This window comes from Altericroceibacterium endophyticum, assembly GCF_009827595.1.
In the GTDB taxonomy this organism is placed as follows: Bacteria; Pseudomonadota; Alphaproteobacteria; order Sphingomonadales; family Sphingomonadaceae; genus Altericroceibacterium; species Altericroceibacterium endophyticum.
In genome coordinates, this window is sequence record NZ_WTYT01000007.1 from 119,541 (window position 1) to 135,706 (window position 16,166).

The window sequence follows — 16,166 nt, forward strand, 5'->3', positions numbered from 1 at the left end:
CGAGGCGCTTCGCCGCCCGAAACTCATTTCCTTGCTAGTCAGCGAGGCCTTGCCCTGCGTTTCGCCACATGCCTCTCCAGCGCCTGATAGAAGGCGTCGAGATCGTCGACGTCGACATCAAGCACTTCGTTCCAGTCGGTCAGGACTTCCTCGATATCCCGCCTAGTGTGGCCAACGGGTGCTGACGTATTGCCGGACTTGGGCAGTTCGACATGGTGCGGCCATTGGTGCCCCGTAAGGTTGTTATAGAACCAGCCCACGAAGGATAGCGCCAGGACATTTGCAAGGATCGGCCAGAGATGACCGAAGTCCCACCCCTGCGTGCTGGCGCCCAGCGCACACAGAAGTGCGCAGGCACCGCCCGGTGGATGCAGACACCGCGCATAAATCATCACGGCGATCGCAGTGCCGACAGCCAAGCTGGCGGCCAGTGCCGCTGAACCAAGCCCAAGCCCAAGGCCGAAGCCGATGCCTATTGCGGCCGATATCAGATTACCGCCGATCACCGACCATGGCTGTGCAAGCGGACTGGCAGGAACTGCAAAGACGAGTACCGCAGATGCGCCGAGCGGGGCCACCAACCATGGCAAACCGGCGGTGTTCGCCCCCAGCAGCAGCTGGGTGAACAGCGCTGCGACCCCGATACCGATCGTTGCTCCCAGCGCTCCCCGCAGCCACCCTAGGTGACCAAGCGCGGACTGTGGCAGGAGAGATGCCGAGCGGGCGATCAATGACTGAAACACTACGGACCTTGCACTGCTACTTTTAACTCGCGTGCGCTCTGGCTTTCCGTTGGAGATTACGCAGCAAAGATTTCATCGGCCGGGCCAAAGAATTCATAGTGAATGCGGGCCGCCGGCACGCCGGATCGTGACAGCGCGGCTACGGCTCCGCGCAGGAACGGCCTGGGCCCGCAGATATAGTAGTCTGCGGAAGCCGGATCGGTATTTGCGATCAGCCACTCATCGGTGATCAGACCAGGGTGATCGAAATCCACGCCCTCCGCCTCGTCATCCAGCGGAGTCTGGTGGAAGTCGGTGACGGTGATCGCCTTGCCTGTTTCGGCCAGATGCCGGACGTGATCGCGCATGGCGTGGGTCATGCGGTCATGCGTCCCGTGGATGTAGTGGACAGGCACCTCCGCCTCCTGCCCGGCGATCGATTCCAGCATCGCAACCATCGGAGTGAGGCCGACACCGCCTGACAACAGCACCACCGGTCGGTCCGGCTTTCCATCAAGGAAGAACTCACCCGCAGGCGGCGCGACCCTGAGGACCGTGCCGGGCGCCCCCTCGTCATGAAGCCAGTTCGAGGCAAGACCCCGGGGCTCACGTTTGACCGAGATGCGATAATTGCTGCCGTTCGGTGCGCAGGAAATCGAGTAGTTGCGTTTTACGGGCGCGGTGCCGGGAATATCGAGCCAGAAGGTCAGGTACTGACCGGGCTTGTGCCTCATGACAGAGCCGCCATCGGCGGGCTTCAGGATGAAAGAGCGAATGACGCTGCTTTCCTCGATCACCTCGTCCACCACGAAATCGCGCCAGCCTGTCCAGCCTCCCTCTGCCGCTTCCTGCTCGGTATAGATCCGCTCTTCGCGGGCGATCAGGATGTTGGCGAGAAACCAGTAGGCTTCGCCCCAGGCCGCGAGAACCTCCTCGGTCGCCGCATCGCCCAGAACGTGCTTGATGGCGCCAAGCAGCGCTTCGGCGACATAGGGATAGTGCTCGGGCAGGATCTGTAGCCCGACATGCTTCTGGGCGATACGTTCCACAGCCGGAGCAAGCGCGGCGAGGTTCTCGATATTGTTCGCATAGGCGAGGATGGCCGTCGCCAGCGCCTTGGGTTGCGAGCTATCTTCCCCGTGATGCGACTGGTTGAACAGGTCGCGGATTTCCGGGTTCTGGAACATCCGCGAATACATTTCGCGAACGATGGTCAGCCCGTGTTCTTCGAGGGCAGGAGCTGTGGCTTTGACGAGCGGGATCGTCCGCTCGCTGAGGTCCTTGGACATCGGCGGTTCCTTCAGGTCTGCATTGTGGTGGAGGTTCGGGTCAGGCGCCAGGCGGCGGCCTGTCGTAAAAATCTATCTGCATTTGCATGGGCCCGCGCAGAGTCACGAAATGCCATTGCTCGGGCTGGAGGACGCCGGCCTCCCCGGGGCGCAGAACGGTTTCGGAAGGAGGATCGAGTAAGGTCAGACCCAGCTCCCCCTCGATGACGCGCACCACGCCCCAGACGCCCGCTTTCGTATTGTGCTTTTTCTGCAGTGCCGCCGGAAGCGTTTCCTCGGTGAATACGGGCGTCGATTTATAGGGCGCGGCGTCCATGTCAGGCGGCCATCCGGATATCGTCGGCATGGTCCGGATAGGGCGCGATGACGGCGTCGGGATCGGCGGCGCCGGACAGTTCGTCGGCGAAACCGTGATTGACGTCGCGGTGATGTGCTTCGTCCGCCCGCACAACGAGGACCACGTCGCGCAAGGTCGCCTCTTGCCGCAGTTTCCAGTAGTGCTTCGCAATGTCCGGGGCTGCGACGTTGGGGCTGCGTCCCTCATCGAGCTCCTTCAGATACATCGTATAGCTGATGACCGCCTCTTCCTCGAAATAGCCGACGACGCGGTGCGCAGTCTTCGCGCTGACGAGATAGAGTGCGAAGAAAGCGAGATAGAACACCCACTGAACGCCAAGGATCACAAGCCGCTCGAAAACGGTGGGCTGGGCGACCTTGATGAAGGTCATCAGGTGCATCCGCTCATTCTCTGCCTCTTCCATCAGCGTGCGGATCCAGTTCCGGTCGTCGCACATGCGGCGAAGGCATTTCAGGTGATTAATCGTCGCTCCCACCATGCCCGGCACGGCCGCCACCGTCTCCAGCACGATGGCGCGGTGCCCGTAGCGCTTGGCAAAGAAAGTGTCCGCGCAGAAACGCAGCGCCTTGGTGAAGCCGAATGCAATCCGGTCCGAAAAGCCCTGCGGCCGGTGGTGGATGGAAAGGTCGACCTTCGGAATATCGCCCATGGTCAGGCTCCCTGAGTTGCGAGCCGGTCATGCCCATTGGCGGGCGCGGCAGGCTCATGAATGACGGATGGAAGTTTGAAGAACAGTGCCAGCTTAAGGCTCTCGGCAATGCGGTTCGCTTTTTCCTGCATCGCCCGGGCCGCCGGCCGCTCGAGCAATTCGGACGTCGTCTGTGCCCAGAGCGCCAGCCAGCGATCGAACATTGCCGGATCGATCCGGTCCGCATGCTTGCGGTGGGCAGGCACCGGCTGCCCCTTATAGCGACCCGTGGTCAGCATCACGGAGGACCAGAAGGCGCATAACTTGTCGAGATGCAGCGGCCAGTCCCCGATCGCGTCGTTGAAGAGCGGACCAAGCACCTCGTCGGCGCGAACTCTCTCGTAAAAACGGTGAACGACCATTTCGATGTCGCTCTCGTCTGGCTGGCTCGTCATTGTTCTGCGACTCCAATCATGCATCTGATGTGCATGTATAACTGGCGCTGGAAAGATGCAAGAGGAATGCATATATAATTCGAGACGCCGCCAGAGGAGCCACGATGCGACTGACGCGATACACAGACTACGCCATGCGCACGCTGCTCTTCTTGGCCGCGAGGCAGGACCGGTTATGCTCTATTGCCGAGATCGCCGCGGCGTATCGGATATCTAAGAACAACCTGATGAAGGTTGTGAACGACCTTACCAGTGCGGGCTATCTGGAAACGGTGAGAGGGCGCCACGGCGGCGTTCGCCTTGCCGGGCCAAGCGCTCAGATAATTGTAGGCGAGGTGATCCGTTATACCGAGGAGGATTTCGACCTCGCTGATTGCGCAAGTTGCGTGATCGCACCGGCCTGCGGATTGACCGGCGCTCTCAACCACGCGGTCGAGGCATTCCTGTCCGTGCTCGATGGCTACACGCTCGAAGACCTGACCCAGAGCAGCGGTAATCTGAGCAAGCTGTTCCTACGACCGGAAGATGGCGAACCGGCTCGGCCCAGCGCGCCCACCGGTTAGCCACTTGGCTTAGCCGTTACCCAGACATGGACGTGAAGGTGGTTGGCCACTGGGGCGGTGGCATACTCCGCCTGAATAGCCGTCATTCTCGTGCAAAACCGCGCCCACTGAAACCTGCCGCACGTTCACGGGGCGGATTGTGGATGAAACTGGGCCGATTGCGGACTGTCCGATTCTGGGATTGAAACAGTTTAAAACCGCCATTCGACGGTCGGCTTTCATCGCCTGGCTCTTAATTCACAACTCAGCGAAGATCCTAGAATAACGTTGATCGCCCCGTTGGTAGGCTGGTCGTTCGCACTCAAACGATTTGCTTTGCACCTCGATCGCCGCCATTTCATCGAGCAAATAGAGACGAAAATCTTCCCCACTCCCACCAGAGATTTGCCATGCGCTCAAGCTCTCATTCCCGTTATGCTGAACGCCGTAAGTATGGGGCTCAACTACTCGCGTTTTGCCCTTGTAATTGAAGGTCAGGAGTAGCCGTTCTTCTATCGCATTGATAATCGTCTGATTCATAAGTCTTCCCTCTTCCAGTCGGAGAATAGCCTTGCAGTTGAAACGAATCAGGGTCCAGAACTTCCGATCATTGAAAGACGTGACGATTGATGTGTGTGCCCACACCGCTCTGATCGGTGGGAACGGCGCTGGTAAGTCCAGTGTCCTAAAAGCTTTGCAAGCCTTCTATTCGACATCGAAGAAGTTGCCTGTAGACGATTTCTACGGCCGCGATGAAGATCTAGAGGTTAGAATTGAGCTGACCTACAACCAGCTCACGCCTCTTGAGGCCGAAAGCTTTGCGAGTAGGGTGCGCAATGACGAGCTGGTCGTTACACGCATTTTTGACCAAACTGCATCGTCGGGGCGATACCATGGCTCGGTTCTTCAAAACCCCGATTTCGTTCCAATCCGAGGACACATCCAAGCAGGTCCTCGCCGGGACGCTTACAGAGATCTGCGCAACAACAACCCAGCTTATGCAGAACTGCCTGCCGTAACGAGCGCAACTCAAGCCGATGAGGCTATGTCAGCGTGGGAGACAAACAATCCCGAAGCCCTACAGTTCCGTTTGGACGATGGTCAGTTTTTCGGGTTCCAAAATGCTAGTAGAGGGGCTTTGCAGCGCCATACCAGCTTCGTATTCGTTTCGGCAGTTAGGGACGCTGCCGTAGATGCGACTGACGGAAAGAGTTCTGCTGTTGGACAGCTTCTTGAGTTGCTCGTCAGGAGTGCGATCCAACAGCGCCAAGAAATACAGGCGTTCAAGCAAGAGATGACGGAGCGCTATCAGGAGCTGGTTTCACCAGAGAATATGCCAGAACTTGGCGTTCTCGCGGAGAATCTCACCCGCGATCTGCGCAATCTCTATCAGGATGCAGCAGTTGGCATGGATTGGCGAGCCGTGGACGAGTTTCCCGTCCCACTCCCGATGGCAGATGTTGAGCTATCCGATGATGGTTTCGGAGCGCCGGTCGATCGTCAAGGGCATGGCCTGCAACGCGCCTTTATCTTCACAATCCTTCAACATTTAGCCCGCTCGACCGTCCTCGCCGGCAGTGAGGTGGAAGAAGAGGTGCCTGACAATGAACAGGCGCCAGTTCCGCAACTCATCTTGGCGATCGAAGAACCTGAACTCTATCAGCATCCCACAAAGCAACGTCATTTAGCGGAAGTTTTACGAGGTTTGAGCAACGGCACGTTGCCGGGTGCCGATGCCCGGACCCAAATTCTATTCGCAACGCACTCACCGTTCTTCGTCTCACTCGGTCATGCAGACGAGATACGCTTGGCTCGAAAGATTGCGGTCGAAGAATGCGAGTTCAAAATCTGCGATCTACAATCACTGTCGCTCGATACGGCCGCAACACGTCTAGAAGCAGCTTGGAAGAAAGAGCCGGGCACTTTCACTGGCGCAACCTTAATGCCTCGTCTGCATATTCTCGGTGCAGAACTGAGTGAGGGATATTTCGCCCAAGGCGTGATCCTCGTCGAAGGAAGAAGTGACAAAGCCGCTCTCGAAGCGACGGCGCGTATATTAGGGGTGAATTTCGCATCTGCGGGCATCGCAGTCTTATCAGCCGAGGGTAAGGAGAACCTAGATCGACCCTACGTTGTATTCTCGGAACTCGGCGTGCCGGTCTACACGATCTGGGATTGTGATGGGCACAAGAACGGAAACAACGCTCGGCCAGCGACGAATTTAGCGCTCGCGCGGCTCTGTAATCCAGAGGGAAACCTAGAAGAGGCGCCCGCAGAAACCGTGGTCAACACAAACTATGCGCACTTCCAAGATTCGTTGGAGCGGACTTTGCAGGAGGAGATCGGAGAGGCGGACCTTCAGCAACATCTCCAAGCAGCATGTGACCCTCTCGAACTGCCCGCAAACGGGGAAACTCAAAAGATCCCAGAAGTGATGTTCCAAACCCTTTCCCTAGCGAGAGAAAACGGAAAAGAATCAGCTACTCTCAACTCCATTGTCCAACGGGCTTGGACGCACCTCACAGGTCAAGATCTCTAGTTCTGGAGGCTAAGTATCCGTTTCACAAACAAATTTGCTAAGTCCGAGCGCTGAGTCTTACAGTTGTGCTTGTCGTCAGCGAGTCCTTCAACCAATTGCGATGTGCGTGCCACTGAGGTGACGAAAAGCTCGCTCCCGGCACGTGAGAAGGATTACTTGCATCCGCTCCGCAGCTTCGGTCAGGATATCACTCATCAGGTCCAGTCTAGCATCGTCGGAATAGGCCAACGGGTCATCGAGTATCAATGATACTGGACGTCCTTTCTCGAGAAGCATATCGGCGAAGGCCAACCGGGTTAGGACGGCGAGTTGCTCCTGAGTTCCGCGGGATAGGTTGGAACATCCTTCCTCGGTTCCTGCCCGCGTGATCGAATGCAGTTGGAGATCTTCTGTGAACGACAGATCACATCCGGGAAGAAGCCTCTCAATATGGCGCTTTGCTCGACGCGCGATTGGTCCAACGTAAGTCTGGGAGGTTTCCAAACGCGCGTGCTCGAGCGTGCCGCGCAACAGCTTTACCGTTGCAGCCTCTTCCGTCACTCGCTCGAATAGCCGTTGGGCAGCATTCGCCTCTTCCTCTGCCCCTGCTGCTGCTTCTGCGAGCCCCTTTCCGCCCTCGGTCTCAATCGTGGCTTCGAGCCGCGCGACTTCCAACTGAAGTTCAGTGGCTTGCGTTCGCGCGGACTCCGCGCGTTTGTCGATCTTCTCGATTTGCCGCTCGATAGTCTCGGGGTCGAGGGACCCGGCGTTCTCCTGAGCCTGCTGCCATGCTACATCGGCAGCGGCCGCTTTCTCGCGCGCGGCAAACAGGCCCGTTTCCATGTTCGCGAAGCGCGGGTCTGCTTCTATTGTAGCGATTTGCTGCTCGGCACTAGCGAGAGTAGAACGTGCCGAGGTTTCTGCTGTGACGAGTGGGCGATTCTTCTCCTCAGCCTTTCGCAGAGCTTCAAGGGCAGCCTGGTGAATGCCATCGGTGGTCGCGAGACCATCCTCAGCATCTTCTAAACGCTTCTCCAATTCAGCTATGTCGGGAATTGTAGCAGGTGCTGCCGTATCGCTCTCGGTAATTGACGCGACGAATTTCCTCAAGGTGTCAGCTCCGGCACCGAGGTCTACAGCCGGCACGGCCTGGGTAATCGCTTCGATCCGGGCATCGAGTGTAGCAATATTCGCTTTCGCATCGCGTGCGGCGTCAACGCGCGTGCGCGCTTCCGAAACATTCGAAATACCGAGCTGAGAGAGTTCCGATGCTAATCGCGCGTTCAAATCGTCCAGCTGCGCTTGCGCACTCGCCGTGCCACGCGGCGGCTTGATAATTAGTTCGGCTCCTCCTCCGAGACCAATCCTAGTGTCCTGGACGATAGTGCGCGGACCATCGCCAAATGCATCCCCGTCGACAGTAATGTGCGGCGCTTCGCCGATCAATTCTATGATGGTGGACCCAGCAGATAGCTCGGCAGAGGCGGTTACGACATCCCGTTCAAGGGATTCCAGCGACTTCATCGTTTGCGACTCAATGCTAGCCGCTTCGATCCTTCTTGATTCTACAAGCTCTGCCTCTAGCTCGATCAGCTTTTCATGTCGTCTTTTCGCGTCAGCAATCGCCGAATGGCGAGTGGCGGTAGAGGTGAGAACCCGGGCATCAGCTAATGCAGATTTAGCAGCTGCGCGGACCTCGCGGGCTGATGATAGTGCCTGCCTTGCGCTCTCTTCCTTTTCCTTCGCATCCTCAACTTCCGCCTCGACTTTAGCCCTTTTCGCATTTGCATCCGCAAGTGCATCAGTGGCTTCCGTCTTCGCTGTTACAGCAGTTTTGTGACGTTCAGCGAACTCGCTAAGTGCATCGGCGTCTGCCTGCGCCGCTGAGCGTTCGGCTTTGCGCTGGCCAAGCATCAACGCGGCTGCCCGAGCCGTTTCGAGCGACTTCACGAGATCGGCGCGCGCCTGCACATCGCGCTCGTCCGCCAATTCACGTTTCAGAACCTTCATGCGCGCTTGTTTTTCGGCAAGCTCGGCGAATGAACGATCCAGCGCTGCGAGATCGGATGTGGCCTGATCCGCTGCCTCTCGCGCCGTTTGCGCAGCATCGCGGGCCGATTTCTGTCGGCCTCCTATCGAACCGCCTGGGGTCCAGTAATCGGCAAATTGCTTGTCCACGGCGGCACGGACTGCGTCATGCGTAGCCCCACCCATGATCGATCCAACTTCCGCTTCCAAGGTCGAGCGCACGCTATTGCGCACGATTTCGCTTGGTGCTCTTACAGAAAGCGCATCACCTTGTCCGACCCAAAGCAAGCCCAGGGCACCATATGAGTCAAGATCCGCATCACGGCTCGTGCTGCGCTCGAATCCCAGCAACGCCTGTAATTGTTCTTCCGCCGCATCGCCTGAAGTGCGCCCTTTCGGCCCACGGACTTCAAGTGCTGGCGATTTGAGGAATTTCTTGGCGACATGCCAACGCTCTCCGTCGATCTGAAATTCAATTTCAACCTCGGGCGCAACATTTTCACCGAAAGGCATGAAGGATTGCGCGAGCTGATTTTTCGTCCCGTGCCGGACGAAAAGGCCCGCACGAAGGGCTTCGAGTAGCGTGGATTTACCGGTTTCATTGGGCTCTATGACAACATTGAGACCGCTTCCGAGACCTTCGACCACCATGGGATCGCGAAACTTCCGAAAGTTGGTCGCGACGATGCGTTCGAGTTGCATGGTCATGAGCCGATTACCTTAGCGTGTTCGACAAAAAGTCGTTCAAGCGCTCTTCGAGCGATCAGGCTTTCCGGCCCGTCCTCTTGGACACGAGTATTGAGCGTCGACGCTGCTGCTCCCAATATCCCCTCGGCGGAGAATGCTGCCAAATCATCGTTGCTGGGCTTCGCTACAAGGTCAGTCGCCGAATAGGAGAAATAGCGGAACCTGTGTGCGAGATCGTCCTCGAGGGCACTCAGCATGGCGACGCGGTCAGTCAGCGTCGTGATGCCGGTCAGCGTCATTCGAACGAGCGTTGTAGCAGGATCGCACTCGTCGAGCAGCTGTGCGCGTTCCGCTTCAAATCCGGCGAAATCGTCCACGCGCCAGTCGCGCTTCAGCCACTGATACTTGCCAGTCCGGAATTCTGTGACGATCGGTTCACCACCTTGTTCGAGTTCGACAAGCAGCGCTTTGCCAGGTTCATCGCGCTGAAATCGGTCAACCTCCGGCGTTCCTGAGTACCAGGTGCGCGAATTTACCTGTAGTAGGCCGTGCCAGTCACCAAGGGCGAGATAGTCGAGTCCGGAGCGTGTGGCGCGATCGGGAGCGATCTGGTTCTTTGTCTCGCCTTGAGCACCAAAATCTACGATTGACCCATGTGCCAGTCCTATGCGTAGAATTGCCCCGGGGGTTTCCATTGTGTCGAAGGACTCGGTCGGATCGTCGTTCTGGTGGCGATGAACCAGTGGTGCTGGCAGTAGCCAAACGCCGTCGTCGAGTTCACATGGTTGAGCCTCCGGTATCAAGCTCACATTGCCTGGTAGACGCGCTTCGATCCGGTCCCATAAACCTCCGGCTCTGACGAAATCGTGATTTCCGGGCAGCAGCCACCACTTGCATGGATGCCGTTCCATTCGGGAGAGAGCCTGGACGATTGTTCGCGGGTCTGGACCTTCGGTGTCGAAGACGTCACCTGCGACGAAAATATGCGTTACTGAATGCTCACTTGCCATCTGCCCGATGGTGTCAATGGCATCAAAGCGCGCGTCCGTGAGGGCGCTGCGCACTTCGGGTTCAGCCCAAGCAAAGGGCTTTCCTAATTGCCAGTCGGCGGTGTGAATAAAACGAAACACCTTATCCCCTAATTCCCTGTCGTTACCTGAGGTCGGCTATCCGCGCCCACAAATCAATCCGCTTCCGTGACCTAGTCTCCCTTATTCTGCTCAGGCAGCTGCGCGACAAGTCAGAAACTCAATCTTTTTGACGCGGTAACTCTTTCTCAAAAGGCTCTTTGACAAAAAGTATGGCGACCAATGCAAGGGATTGAATGCCGCGGCACGCGAAATGGCAGCTTTTGGGATTCAACGCTGATTCGCTTAACGTCCGACAATAGGGCGCGAAGCTGACACGCCAGCTTGCCGTTCAGGATGTCCGCTATCCCAATCGGCATCCCCAAAAGCCGCCGTTCCGGATCGTCCGACCTTGCTGCCCAAGATTTGCTCGCTTGTGGGAGTACGGTAGCCACGTGAGTCTCATTTCGAAACTGCCGAAAGCTGTCTCTTTTCAAAATTGGTTTAACAGAAGATCGATTGATCCGGGCTGTATCGCTAGCGTTGCGCAGCAAGGCATTCGCGCACGCGGTCGAGTGCGCTGCCGACGGGGTCGCTTTCCTCAAGCAAGGCGAAGCTGCCGCTGACCAGATAGGAACAATGGCCGTGTACCGTCGCGATGAGCGATCGGGCAAAGCGCGGCGTTTCGGGGCCGCCGCCGCCGGGGAGGACTGCCCGCACTTCTGTTTCCACGATTGCGGTCAGTTCGACCCGGTGAGAATGCTCGATCTCGCCCAGCACTTCTCCTTCGGCCAGACGATGGTCATAGATCGCCGACCAGATGCGCGGATTTTCGAGCGCGAATTCGAAATAGCCTTCGACCAGCGCCCTGATGCGATCTTCCCCTGCGCTTTCGAGCCGCTGGCGGAGGAATTCGGCCCAGATCAGGAAAGTGTGCGAGTTTATGGCGGCGATCAATTGGTCGAGCGAGCCGAACACATTGTAGATCGTACCAACCGAATAACCCGCGCGCTTGGCAACTTCCCTGCCTGAAAATGCGGCAAGGCCCTTCTCTGCCATCAAGGCGTGTCCCTGCGCGATAAACAGCGCGCGCAATTCCTCGCGCGAATGATCTGAGCGTCTCCCCATATGGATCTCTTAAGAGCTAAATTGAACAGTGTCTATTTTTATAATTGAACAGTGTATAATTATGCTTTAAGCCCTCTGTGTCGATTTCTGGAAGGGTATGTATGGAAGCGCTTTTGCTGCTCGGTCTCGTGGGTGCCGTCGCTTATCTCTGGAACCGTGTAGGCGGGCTGGAGCGCAGGCTGCATCAGCTTGAGCACGGCGATCAGACGAATATGGCGGCAAGGGATAAAGCGGCGGTGCGCGAGCGCGCGCCAGCGCCTGCCCCGGCTTCCGGCCATAGCAGTGATCCGGGTGACGTGCGCAGTTCAACACGGGCATCGAATCCGCAGCTGAAACAGCCCTCTCCGCAAACATTCGACAGTGAGGACAGCGCCAGCACTGCCATTCCGGCGCGTGACGCGAAGATTGAGGTCCAGAAAACCTCAGCCAAAGCGAGCCTTCTTGCGTGGCGCCCTTCCTTTGATTTCGAGTATATTTTCGGACGTCTTTTGCCGATCTGGGCCGGCGGGATCACGCTGGCCGTTGCGGGTTTCTTCCTTGTCCGCTGGTCTATCGAAAATGGTTTGCTGAATGAAAGCGTGCGCGTGTCGCTCGGCTTTATCTTTGGTGCCGTGCTGCTGGCCGGTGCCGAGCTGGCGCACCGGTTCAGCGCAAAACTGGCGGATGCACGCGTCAGGCAGGCGCTGGCCGGGGCCGGTCTCGCAACGCTCTATGCCAGCTTCTATCTGGCCGGGTCATTCTATGGCCTGATCCATGGCGGCATCGCCTTTGCCGGGCTGGCAGGCGTCACCGCGCTCGCCATTGCACTATCATACCGTTTTGGTCTGCCGAGCGCGGTCCTTGGCTTGCTCGGCGGCTTTGCTGCCCCGGCTCTGGCCGGGGCCGCCGAGCCCAACTTGCCCCTGCTGGCAACCTATCTGGCGCTGATGACGGGCGGCCTCGTCTATACCGGACGCCGCCAGAACCGCAGCTGGCTGGGCCTTGCCGCATTGGGCGGCGGCCTGGGCTGGGGAGCGTTGATGCTGATCAGCGGGCCAGTCGATTCCCTCGGCATCCTTGCCATAGGCGGCTATCTGGTGCTGGTCGGCACCATGCTGCCTGCCCTGATGGGACAGGGCCTGTTCGGACGCCTTGGCCGGCTCGCGGCTTGCACGTTGGCGACGCTGCAGATCGCGGCTCTGGTGGATAGCAGCGGCTATTCCATGCTGGCATGGGGCGCCTATATCCTGCTCGCCGCCGCCATTGCCGTGCTGGGCTGGCGCAATCAGCGCCTGCGTGAAGCGGGAGGGATCGCTGCCGCGCTTTCCGCCTGTTTGATCGCCGCATGGCCTGACTCTGGGCCTGACGCTGCCGGGACCGCGCTGGCCGCCGTCTCCGCCGCGATGGCGGCTATCTTCATCGGCACGCCGCTGCTGCGGATCATGCGGGATGAAGCGGCCGAGATCGATTGGGGGCAGCTGGCGCTCTACCCCATCTCGCTGATTGCTGCGCTTTGCTGGCAATTGGGCATCGCCTTGCCGGAAGGGCAAAACGGTATCATCGCCTCCGCTGGGTTGGCATTGGCGCTCGCGCCGGCCGCCGCTGCCTGGATCAAATGGCCCAAAGATCAGGAACCGCTGGCGCTGTGGACCATGGTGGCCTTTGCTTCCTGCTCAGCCTTGTTGCTGCTGGCCGGGTTGCTTCTCGTGCCCGGTTGGGCCGCCCCCGTGGTCGTGGCCCTGATCGCCTCGGCTGCCTTCCTGCTGCTGCGACAACAGCGCATGTATGGCGCCGACATCCTCCTGGGCGGCCTCGCCGTAATCGGAGCGATCCTGCAACTGTCCACCGCCGGAAGCGAAGAGTTTTTTCGTCTTGTCGGCGATACGGGAAGCTGGGGCCTCAGCCGCGATACTCTGCGCGCATTCAGCGCCGCGGTGCCCTTCATGCTGCTGGTCATGCGGAAGCCGAAGCGCCGTGCATGGCAGGCCGCGCAAGTGCTGAGCGTGATTTTCCTCTATGGCGCATTGGCGCAATCCGTGCCCGATAGCTGGCTGCCGACGATGGTTGCCGGCGGGGTGCTGGCGCTTGCCTGGCGGATGCCATGGCGCGCTGCGCATGCCGGGGCGATCGGCATTGCGACGCTGTGGGCGCTTCCGGCGCTGGGCATTTGGGGCTTTGCCGGATTTGAGGCGCTCTCGGGCGAGCCGATGATGGATTTCAGCTCGAATACGCGGCATTTCCTGATCCGAACCCTTGCGCCGCTGGTCGCCGCATGGATCGGCTCGCTCCTCCTGTCGCGGCGCTTCCTGCCTGAATGGCGAAAGGGTGGATGGATCATCGGCGGCGGACTGGCCGTCATTATGCTCCACATCCTGTACAAAGCCGTCTTCGCCATCACCGACCTCGAGAGTTTCGTGGCACTGGGAATGGCGGAGCGCACGCTCTGGCAAGCTGCCATCGCGGGGGGCGCGATTGCGTGTCTCACCTTGCGCGAAACATTCCTCCATCAACGGATCGTGGGGGCCAGTCTGGCGCTCCTCGCTTTGGCGCATTTTGTCTGCTTCACCCTTATGCTGCACAATCCGCTGTGGGACACGCAGGCGGTCGGCACTTTGCCGATCGTGAACCTGCTGCTGCCAGCCTATGGCATGGCCATCGGAGCACTGGTGGTATTGCGGGGTAGCGTGGGGCGGGCCAGCACGGGGCGCGGCATACCGGATGCGGTGGCGCAAAAAGCACGGCCGTTCGCCGATGCGGCGATCATGTTCCTCCTCGCTATGCTGTTTCTGTCCGAACTGCGCCAGATATTCTCCGGCACGATCCTGACATATTCGGCCATGACGCAGCAGGAGGATTTGCTGCGCTCCCTGCTTTCCATTGCGCTGGCACTCGCCTATCTGGGCTGGGGCGCGTGGCGCCAGCAGCGCAGCTGGCGGATTGGATCGCTGGTGCTGATGCTGCTGGCCGTATCGAAAGTGTTTCTGTTCGATGCCGCCGGGCTGGAAGGGCTGGCCCGGATCGCATCCTTCATGGCGCTGGGCCTGTGCCTTATCGGCATTGGCTGGTTCTACAGCCGTCAGCTCAAATTTGCCGGCACCAGTGACAAGGAGCCTCGCTGAGCCGGAACGGGAGGAGGCCGCTCCTCCTCCTCTCCGCCTCACCCGGTGTCGCAGGACTGTCATCGAAGGTGACTAGCGCAGCGCAATCGTCAGTTGAGGATGTGTGTGCTGTTGAAGAGCGAAACCTCTAGCCACGGTGAGTTGGAAGACTGGCCGGCGATCCGGGAGGCTGTGCGCCGTTATGCCCGGACGCGCTGCGGGCGGGCGGATGTGGCCGACGACGTGGCGCAGGAAGTGCTCGCCCGGCTGATTGCCTTGCGTGAGACACAGGCGATTGGCAGTTATCTGGCGCTGGGCTTCCGCATCGCGGACAATCTGATGATCGATGTCAACCGCCGCGAAAGCCGCCATGCGGCCGAGCCAGAGGATCATTGGGTGAGCGATGCACCATCGCTGGATCGTGCGCTGGATTCCCAGCATGCAGTGCAGGTTTTGTCCTCTTGCTTGCGGCGCATGCCCCCCTTGCGGCGTGAAGTTATCATTCGGCGCCGATTGAAGGAGGAAAGCTGCCGCCTCATTGGGGAAGAGCTTGCGATTAGTGTGAAGGCCGTTGAAAAACATATTACCCGTGCGCTTGTGGATCTCCGGCTCGCTTTCGAGCGGGCGGGAATCGAACTGGCAGGAGAATAATCATGCCAGTCGAATTCCGTGAGATTGACCGCAGGGCGGCGATTTGGGTCGAACGCATGAACCGCCCGGTTCAAAGCAGTGAGATGGCGGCCGATTTCGACCGCTGGATCATGAGCGACCCCCGCCATGTTGAAAGTTACGCGAGGATGCAGGCGCTCTGGCAATCGGACGGATTTGATGCGGCATTGGCAGAAGCAGAGGCGCAGCCCACCCTGCCCGCGGCGCCGAATGACAATGACCCGCTTTCTTGGGCAGCGCGCAATCGCATTCTGGGCGGCGGTGTCATCGCGGCGCTGCTGTGTCTGATCATCGCCCTGCCCGTGGCGGGGGTGCTTCTGACCGATACATATCATTATCAGGCCCCCCATGGCGATGTGCTGGAAGTGGCGCTGAAGGATGGATCGACGGTCATGCTCAGCAGCGGGACTGCCATCGATGTGCGGCTGACCCCATGGTCGCGGCAGGTTGATCTGCTCAGCGGAGAAGCATTTTTCGACGTCGCGCATGAGCAGCTCAGGGGCTTTGATGTGGACATGGGCGAGGCGCAGGTGACCGTGCTGGGGACCGCCTTCGATATCGATCGAAGCACTGACGAAACGCTCACCGTCACGGTGTTTCGCGGCGTTGTCGGGGTGGATGTCGGGGCAGGACGGCAATGGCGCCTGCCTGCTGGCAGTGGAATTGAAATTGCCGGGAACAGGGTGCGGAGCCTGCCCGCGCCTATGGGGGACAGCCCCGGTTGGATTGATGGCTGGTATGATGCGGCTAACACGCCGGTAAGCCAGTTGATCGAGCGGCTCAATCGCCGGTCGGAATTGCCGGTCAGGCTGGAAGATGCGGCGCTGGGTGATCTGCAGGTGAGTGGCCGTTTCCAGATTTCCAAACCCGAAGCGGTGCTTGATGCGCTGGCCCTCACCTATGATCTCAATTGGCAAAAGCATGATGATTATTACGCTATCTCCCGGTAAAGGCTGCCATAAATTCCGGCGGCGTCGTGTCATCAAATTTACACATTA

14 protein-coding genes are annotated in these 16,166 nt (G+C 59.0%); 5 read left to right on the plus strand and 9 right to left on the minus strand.

Annotation, left to right across the window (positions count from 1 at the left end):
• Positions 1-38: 38 nt before the first annotated feature.
• The 5 genes from GRI91_RS15280 to GRI91_RS15300 are packed head-to-tail and all read right to left on the minus strand — an operon-like array spanning position 39 to position 3,452.
• Positions 39-743: an HPP family protein gene (locus tag GRI91_RS15280; RefSeq protein ID WP_337190391.1), complete on the minus strand. Its 705-nt coding sequence runs from the start codon at positions 741-743 to the stop codon at positions 39-41.
• 56 nt (positions 744-799) lie between these two features.
• The gene (gene hmpA, locus GRI91_RS15285) at positions 800-2,011 is read right to left on the minus strand and encodes an NO-inducible flavohemoprotein (protein ID WP_160737569.1); all 1,212 of its coding nucleotides are present in this window, start codon (positions 2,009-2,011) and stop codon (positions 800-802) included.
• Between the two features lie 40 nt (positions 2,012-2,051).
• The gene (locus tag GRI91_RS15290; RefSeq protein ID WP_160737570.1) at positions 2,052-2,327 is read right to left on the minus strand and encodes a TehB family protein; all 276 of its coding nucleotides are present in this window, start codon (positions 2,325-2,327) and stop codon (positions 2,052-2,054) included.
• A 1-nt stretch (position 2,328) separates the two neighbouring features.
• A complete protein-coding gene (locus GRI91_RS15295) occupies positions 2,329-3,018 on the minus strand; it encodes an alternative oxidase (protein ID WP_160737571.1) in 690 nt (229 codons plus the stop codon).
• A gap of 2 nt (positions 3,019-3,020) precedes the next feature.
• Entirely contained in the window at positions 3,021-3,452 is a 432-nt protein-coding gene (locus GRI91_RS15300; protein ID WP_160737572.1) for a group III truncated hemoglobin, read from the minus strand.
• Positions 3,453-3,556: 104 nt separating this feature from the next.
• On the opposite strand from GRI91_RS15300, the gene GRI91_RS15305 reads away from it, so the two are divergent.
• Positions 3,557-4,015 carry an Rrf2 family transcriptional regulator gene (locus GRI91_RS15305; RefSeq protein WP_160737573.1) on the plus strand — a complete coding sequence of 153 codons (459 nt, stop codon included), beginning with the start codon at positions 3,557-3,559 and terminating at the stop codon, positions 4,013-4,015.
• A 237-nt stretch (positions 4,016-4,252) separates the two neighbouring features.
• Here the strand turns inward: GRI91_RS15305 and GRI91_RS15310 are convergent, their stop codons facing one another.
• Positions 4,253-4,534, minus strand: a complete 282-nt coding sequence (locus GRI91_RS15310) for a WYL domain-containing protein (RefSeq protein ID WP_160737574.1) — start codon at positions 4,532-4,534, stop codon at positions 4,253-4,255.
• A gap of 37 nt (positions 4,535-4,571) precedes the next feature.
• On the opposite strand from GRI91_RS15310, the gene GRI91_RS15315 reads away from it, so the two are divergent.
• A complete protein-coding gene (locus GRI91_RS15315) occupies positions 4,572-6,533 on the plus strand; it encodes an ATP-dependent nuclease (RefSeq protein WP_272917865.1) in 1,962 nt (653 codons plus the stop codon).
• 87 nt (positions 6,534-6,620) lie between these two features.
• On the opposite strand, the gene GRI91_RS15320 is transcribed toward GRI91_RS15315, so the two are convergent.
• From GRI91_RS15320 to GRI91_RS15330, 3 genes are all read right to left on the minus strand, one after another.
• Entirely contained in the window at positions 6,621-9,248 is a 2,628-nt protein-coding gene (locus GRI91_RS15320) for an AAA family ATPase (RefSeq protein ID WP_160737576.1), read from the minus strand.
• A complete protein-coding gene (locus GRI91_RS15325) occupies positions 9,245-10,357 on the minus strand; it encodes a metallophosphoesterase (RefSeq protein ID WP_160737577.1) in 1,113 nt (370 codons plus the stop codon). Before GRI91_RS15325 ends, GRI91_RS15320 begins: the two co-directional genes overlap by 4 nt.
• 474 nt (positions 10,358-10,831) lie before the next feature.
• Positions 10,832-11,422, minus strand: a complete 591-nt coding sequence (locus GRI91_RS15330) for a TetR/AcrR family transcriptional regulator (RefSeq protein ID WP_160737578.1) — start codon at positions 11,420-11,422, stop codon at positions 10,832-10,834.
• Positions 11,423-11,523: 101 nt separating this feature from the next.
• Between GRI91_RS15330 and GRI91_RS15335 the strand changes: the two genes are divergently transcribed.
• The 3 genes from GRI91_RS15335 to GRI91_RS15345 all read left to right on the plus strand — a co-directional run bounded on the left by GRI91_RS15335 (position 11,524) and on the right by GRI91_RS15345 (position 16,118).
• The gene (locus tag GRI91_RS15335) at positions 11,524-14,520 is read left to right on the plus strand and encodes a DUF2339 domain-containing protein (RefSeq protein ID WP_160737579.1); all 2,997 of its coding nucleotides are present in this window, start codon (positions 11,524-11,526) and stop codon (positions 14,518-14,520) included.
• A 111-nt stretch (positions 14,521-14,631) separates the two neighbouring features.
• The gene (locus tag GRI91_RS15340; protein WP_160737580.1) at positions 14,632-15,150 is read left to right on the plus strand and encodes an RNA polymerase sigma factor; all 519 of its coding nucleotides are present in this window, start codon (positions 14,632-14,634) and stop codon (positions 15,148-15,150) included.
• Positions 15,151-15,152: 2 nt separating this feature from the next.
• Positions 15,153-16,118 (plus strand): FecR family protein, encoded by a 966-nt coding sequence (locus GRI91_RS15345; protein ID WP_160737581.1) that lies wholly within the window; start codon positions 15,153-15,155, stop codon positions 16,116-16,118.
• The last annotated feature ends 48 nt before the right edge of the window (positions 16,119-16,166 follow it).

Coding starts and splice junctions, on each gene's coding strand:
- GRI91_RS15320 (WP_160737576.1), bottom strand. CDS start 9,248: ATGACCATGCAACTCGAACGCATCGTCGCGACCAACTTTCGGAAGTTT.
- GRI91_RS15345 (WP_160737581.1), top strand. CDS start 15,153: ATGCCAGTCGAATTCCGTGAGATTGACCGCAGGGCGGCGATTTGGGTC.
- GRI91_RS15305 (WP_160737573.1), top strand. CDS start 3,557: ATGCGACTGACGCGATACACAGACTACGCCATGCGCACGCTGCTCTTC.
- GRI91_RS15330 (WP_160737578.1), bottom strand. CDS start 11,422: ATGGGGAGACGCTCAGATCATTCGCGCGAGGAATTGCGCGCGCTGTTT.
- GRI91_RS15335 (WP_160737579.1), top strand. CDS start 11,524: ATGGAAGCGCTTTTGCTGCTCGGTCTCGTGGGTGCCGTCGCTTATCTC.
- GRI91_RS15295 (WP_160737571.1), bottom strand. CDS start 3,018: ATGGGCGATATTCCGAAGGTCGACCTTTCCATCCACCACCGGCCGCAG.
- hmpA (WP_160737569.1), bottom strand. CDS start 2,011: ATGTCCAAGGACCTCAGCGAGCGGACGATCCCGCTCGTCAAAGCCACA.
- GRI91_RS15310 (WP_160737574.1), bottom strand. CDS start 4,534: ATGAATCAGACGATTATCAATGCGATAGAAGAACGGCTACTCCTGACC.
- GRI91_RS15300 (WP_160737572.1), bottom strand. CDS start 3,452: ATGACGAGCCAGCCAGACGAGAGCGACATCGAAATGGTCGTTCACCGT.
- GRI91_RS15290 (WP_160737570.1), bottom strand. CDS start 2,327: ATGGACGCCGCGCCCTATAAATCGACGCCCGTATTCACCGAGGAAACG.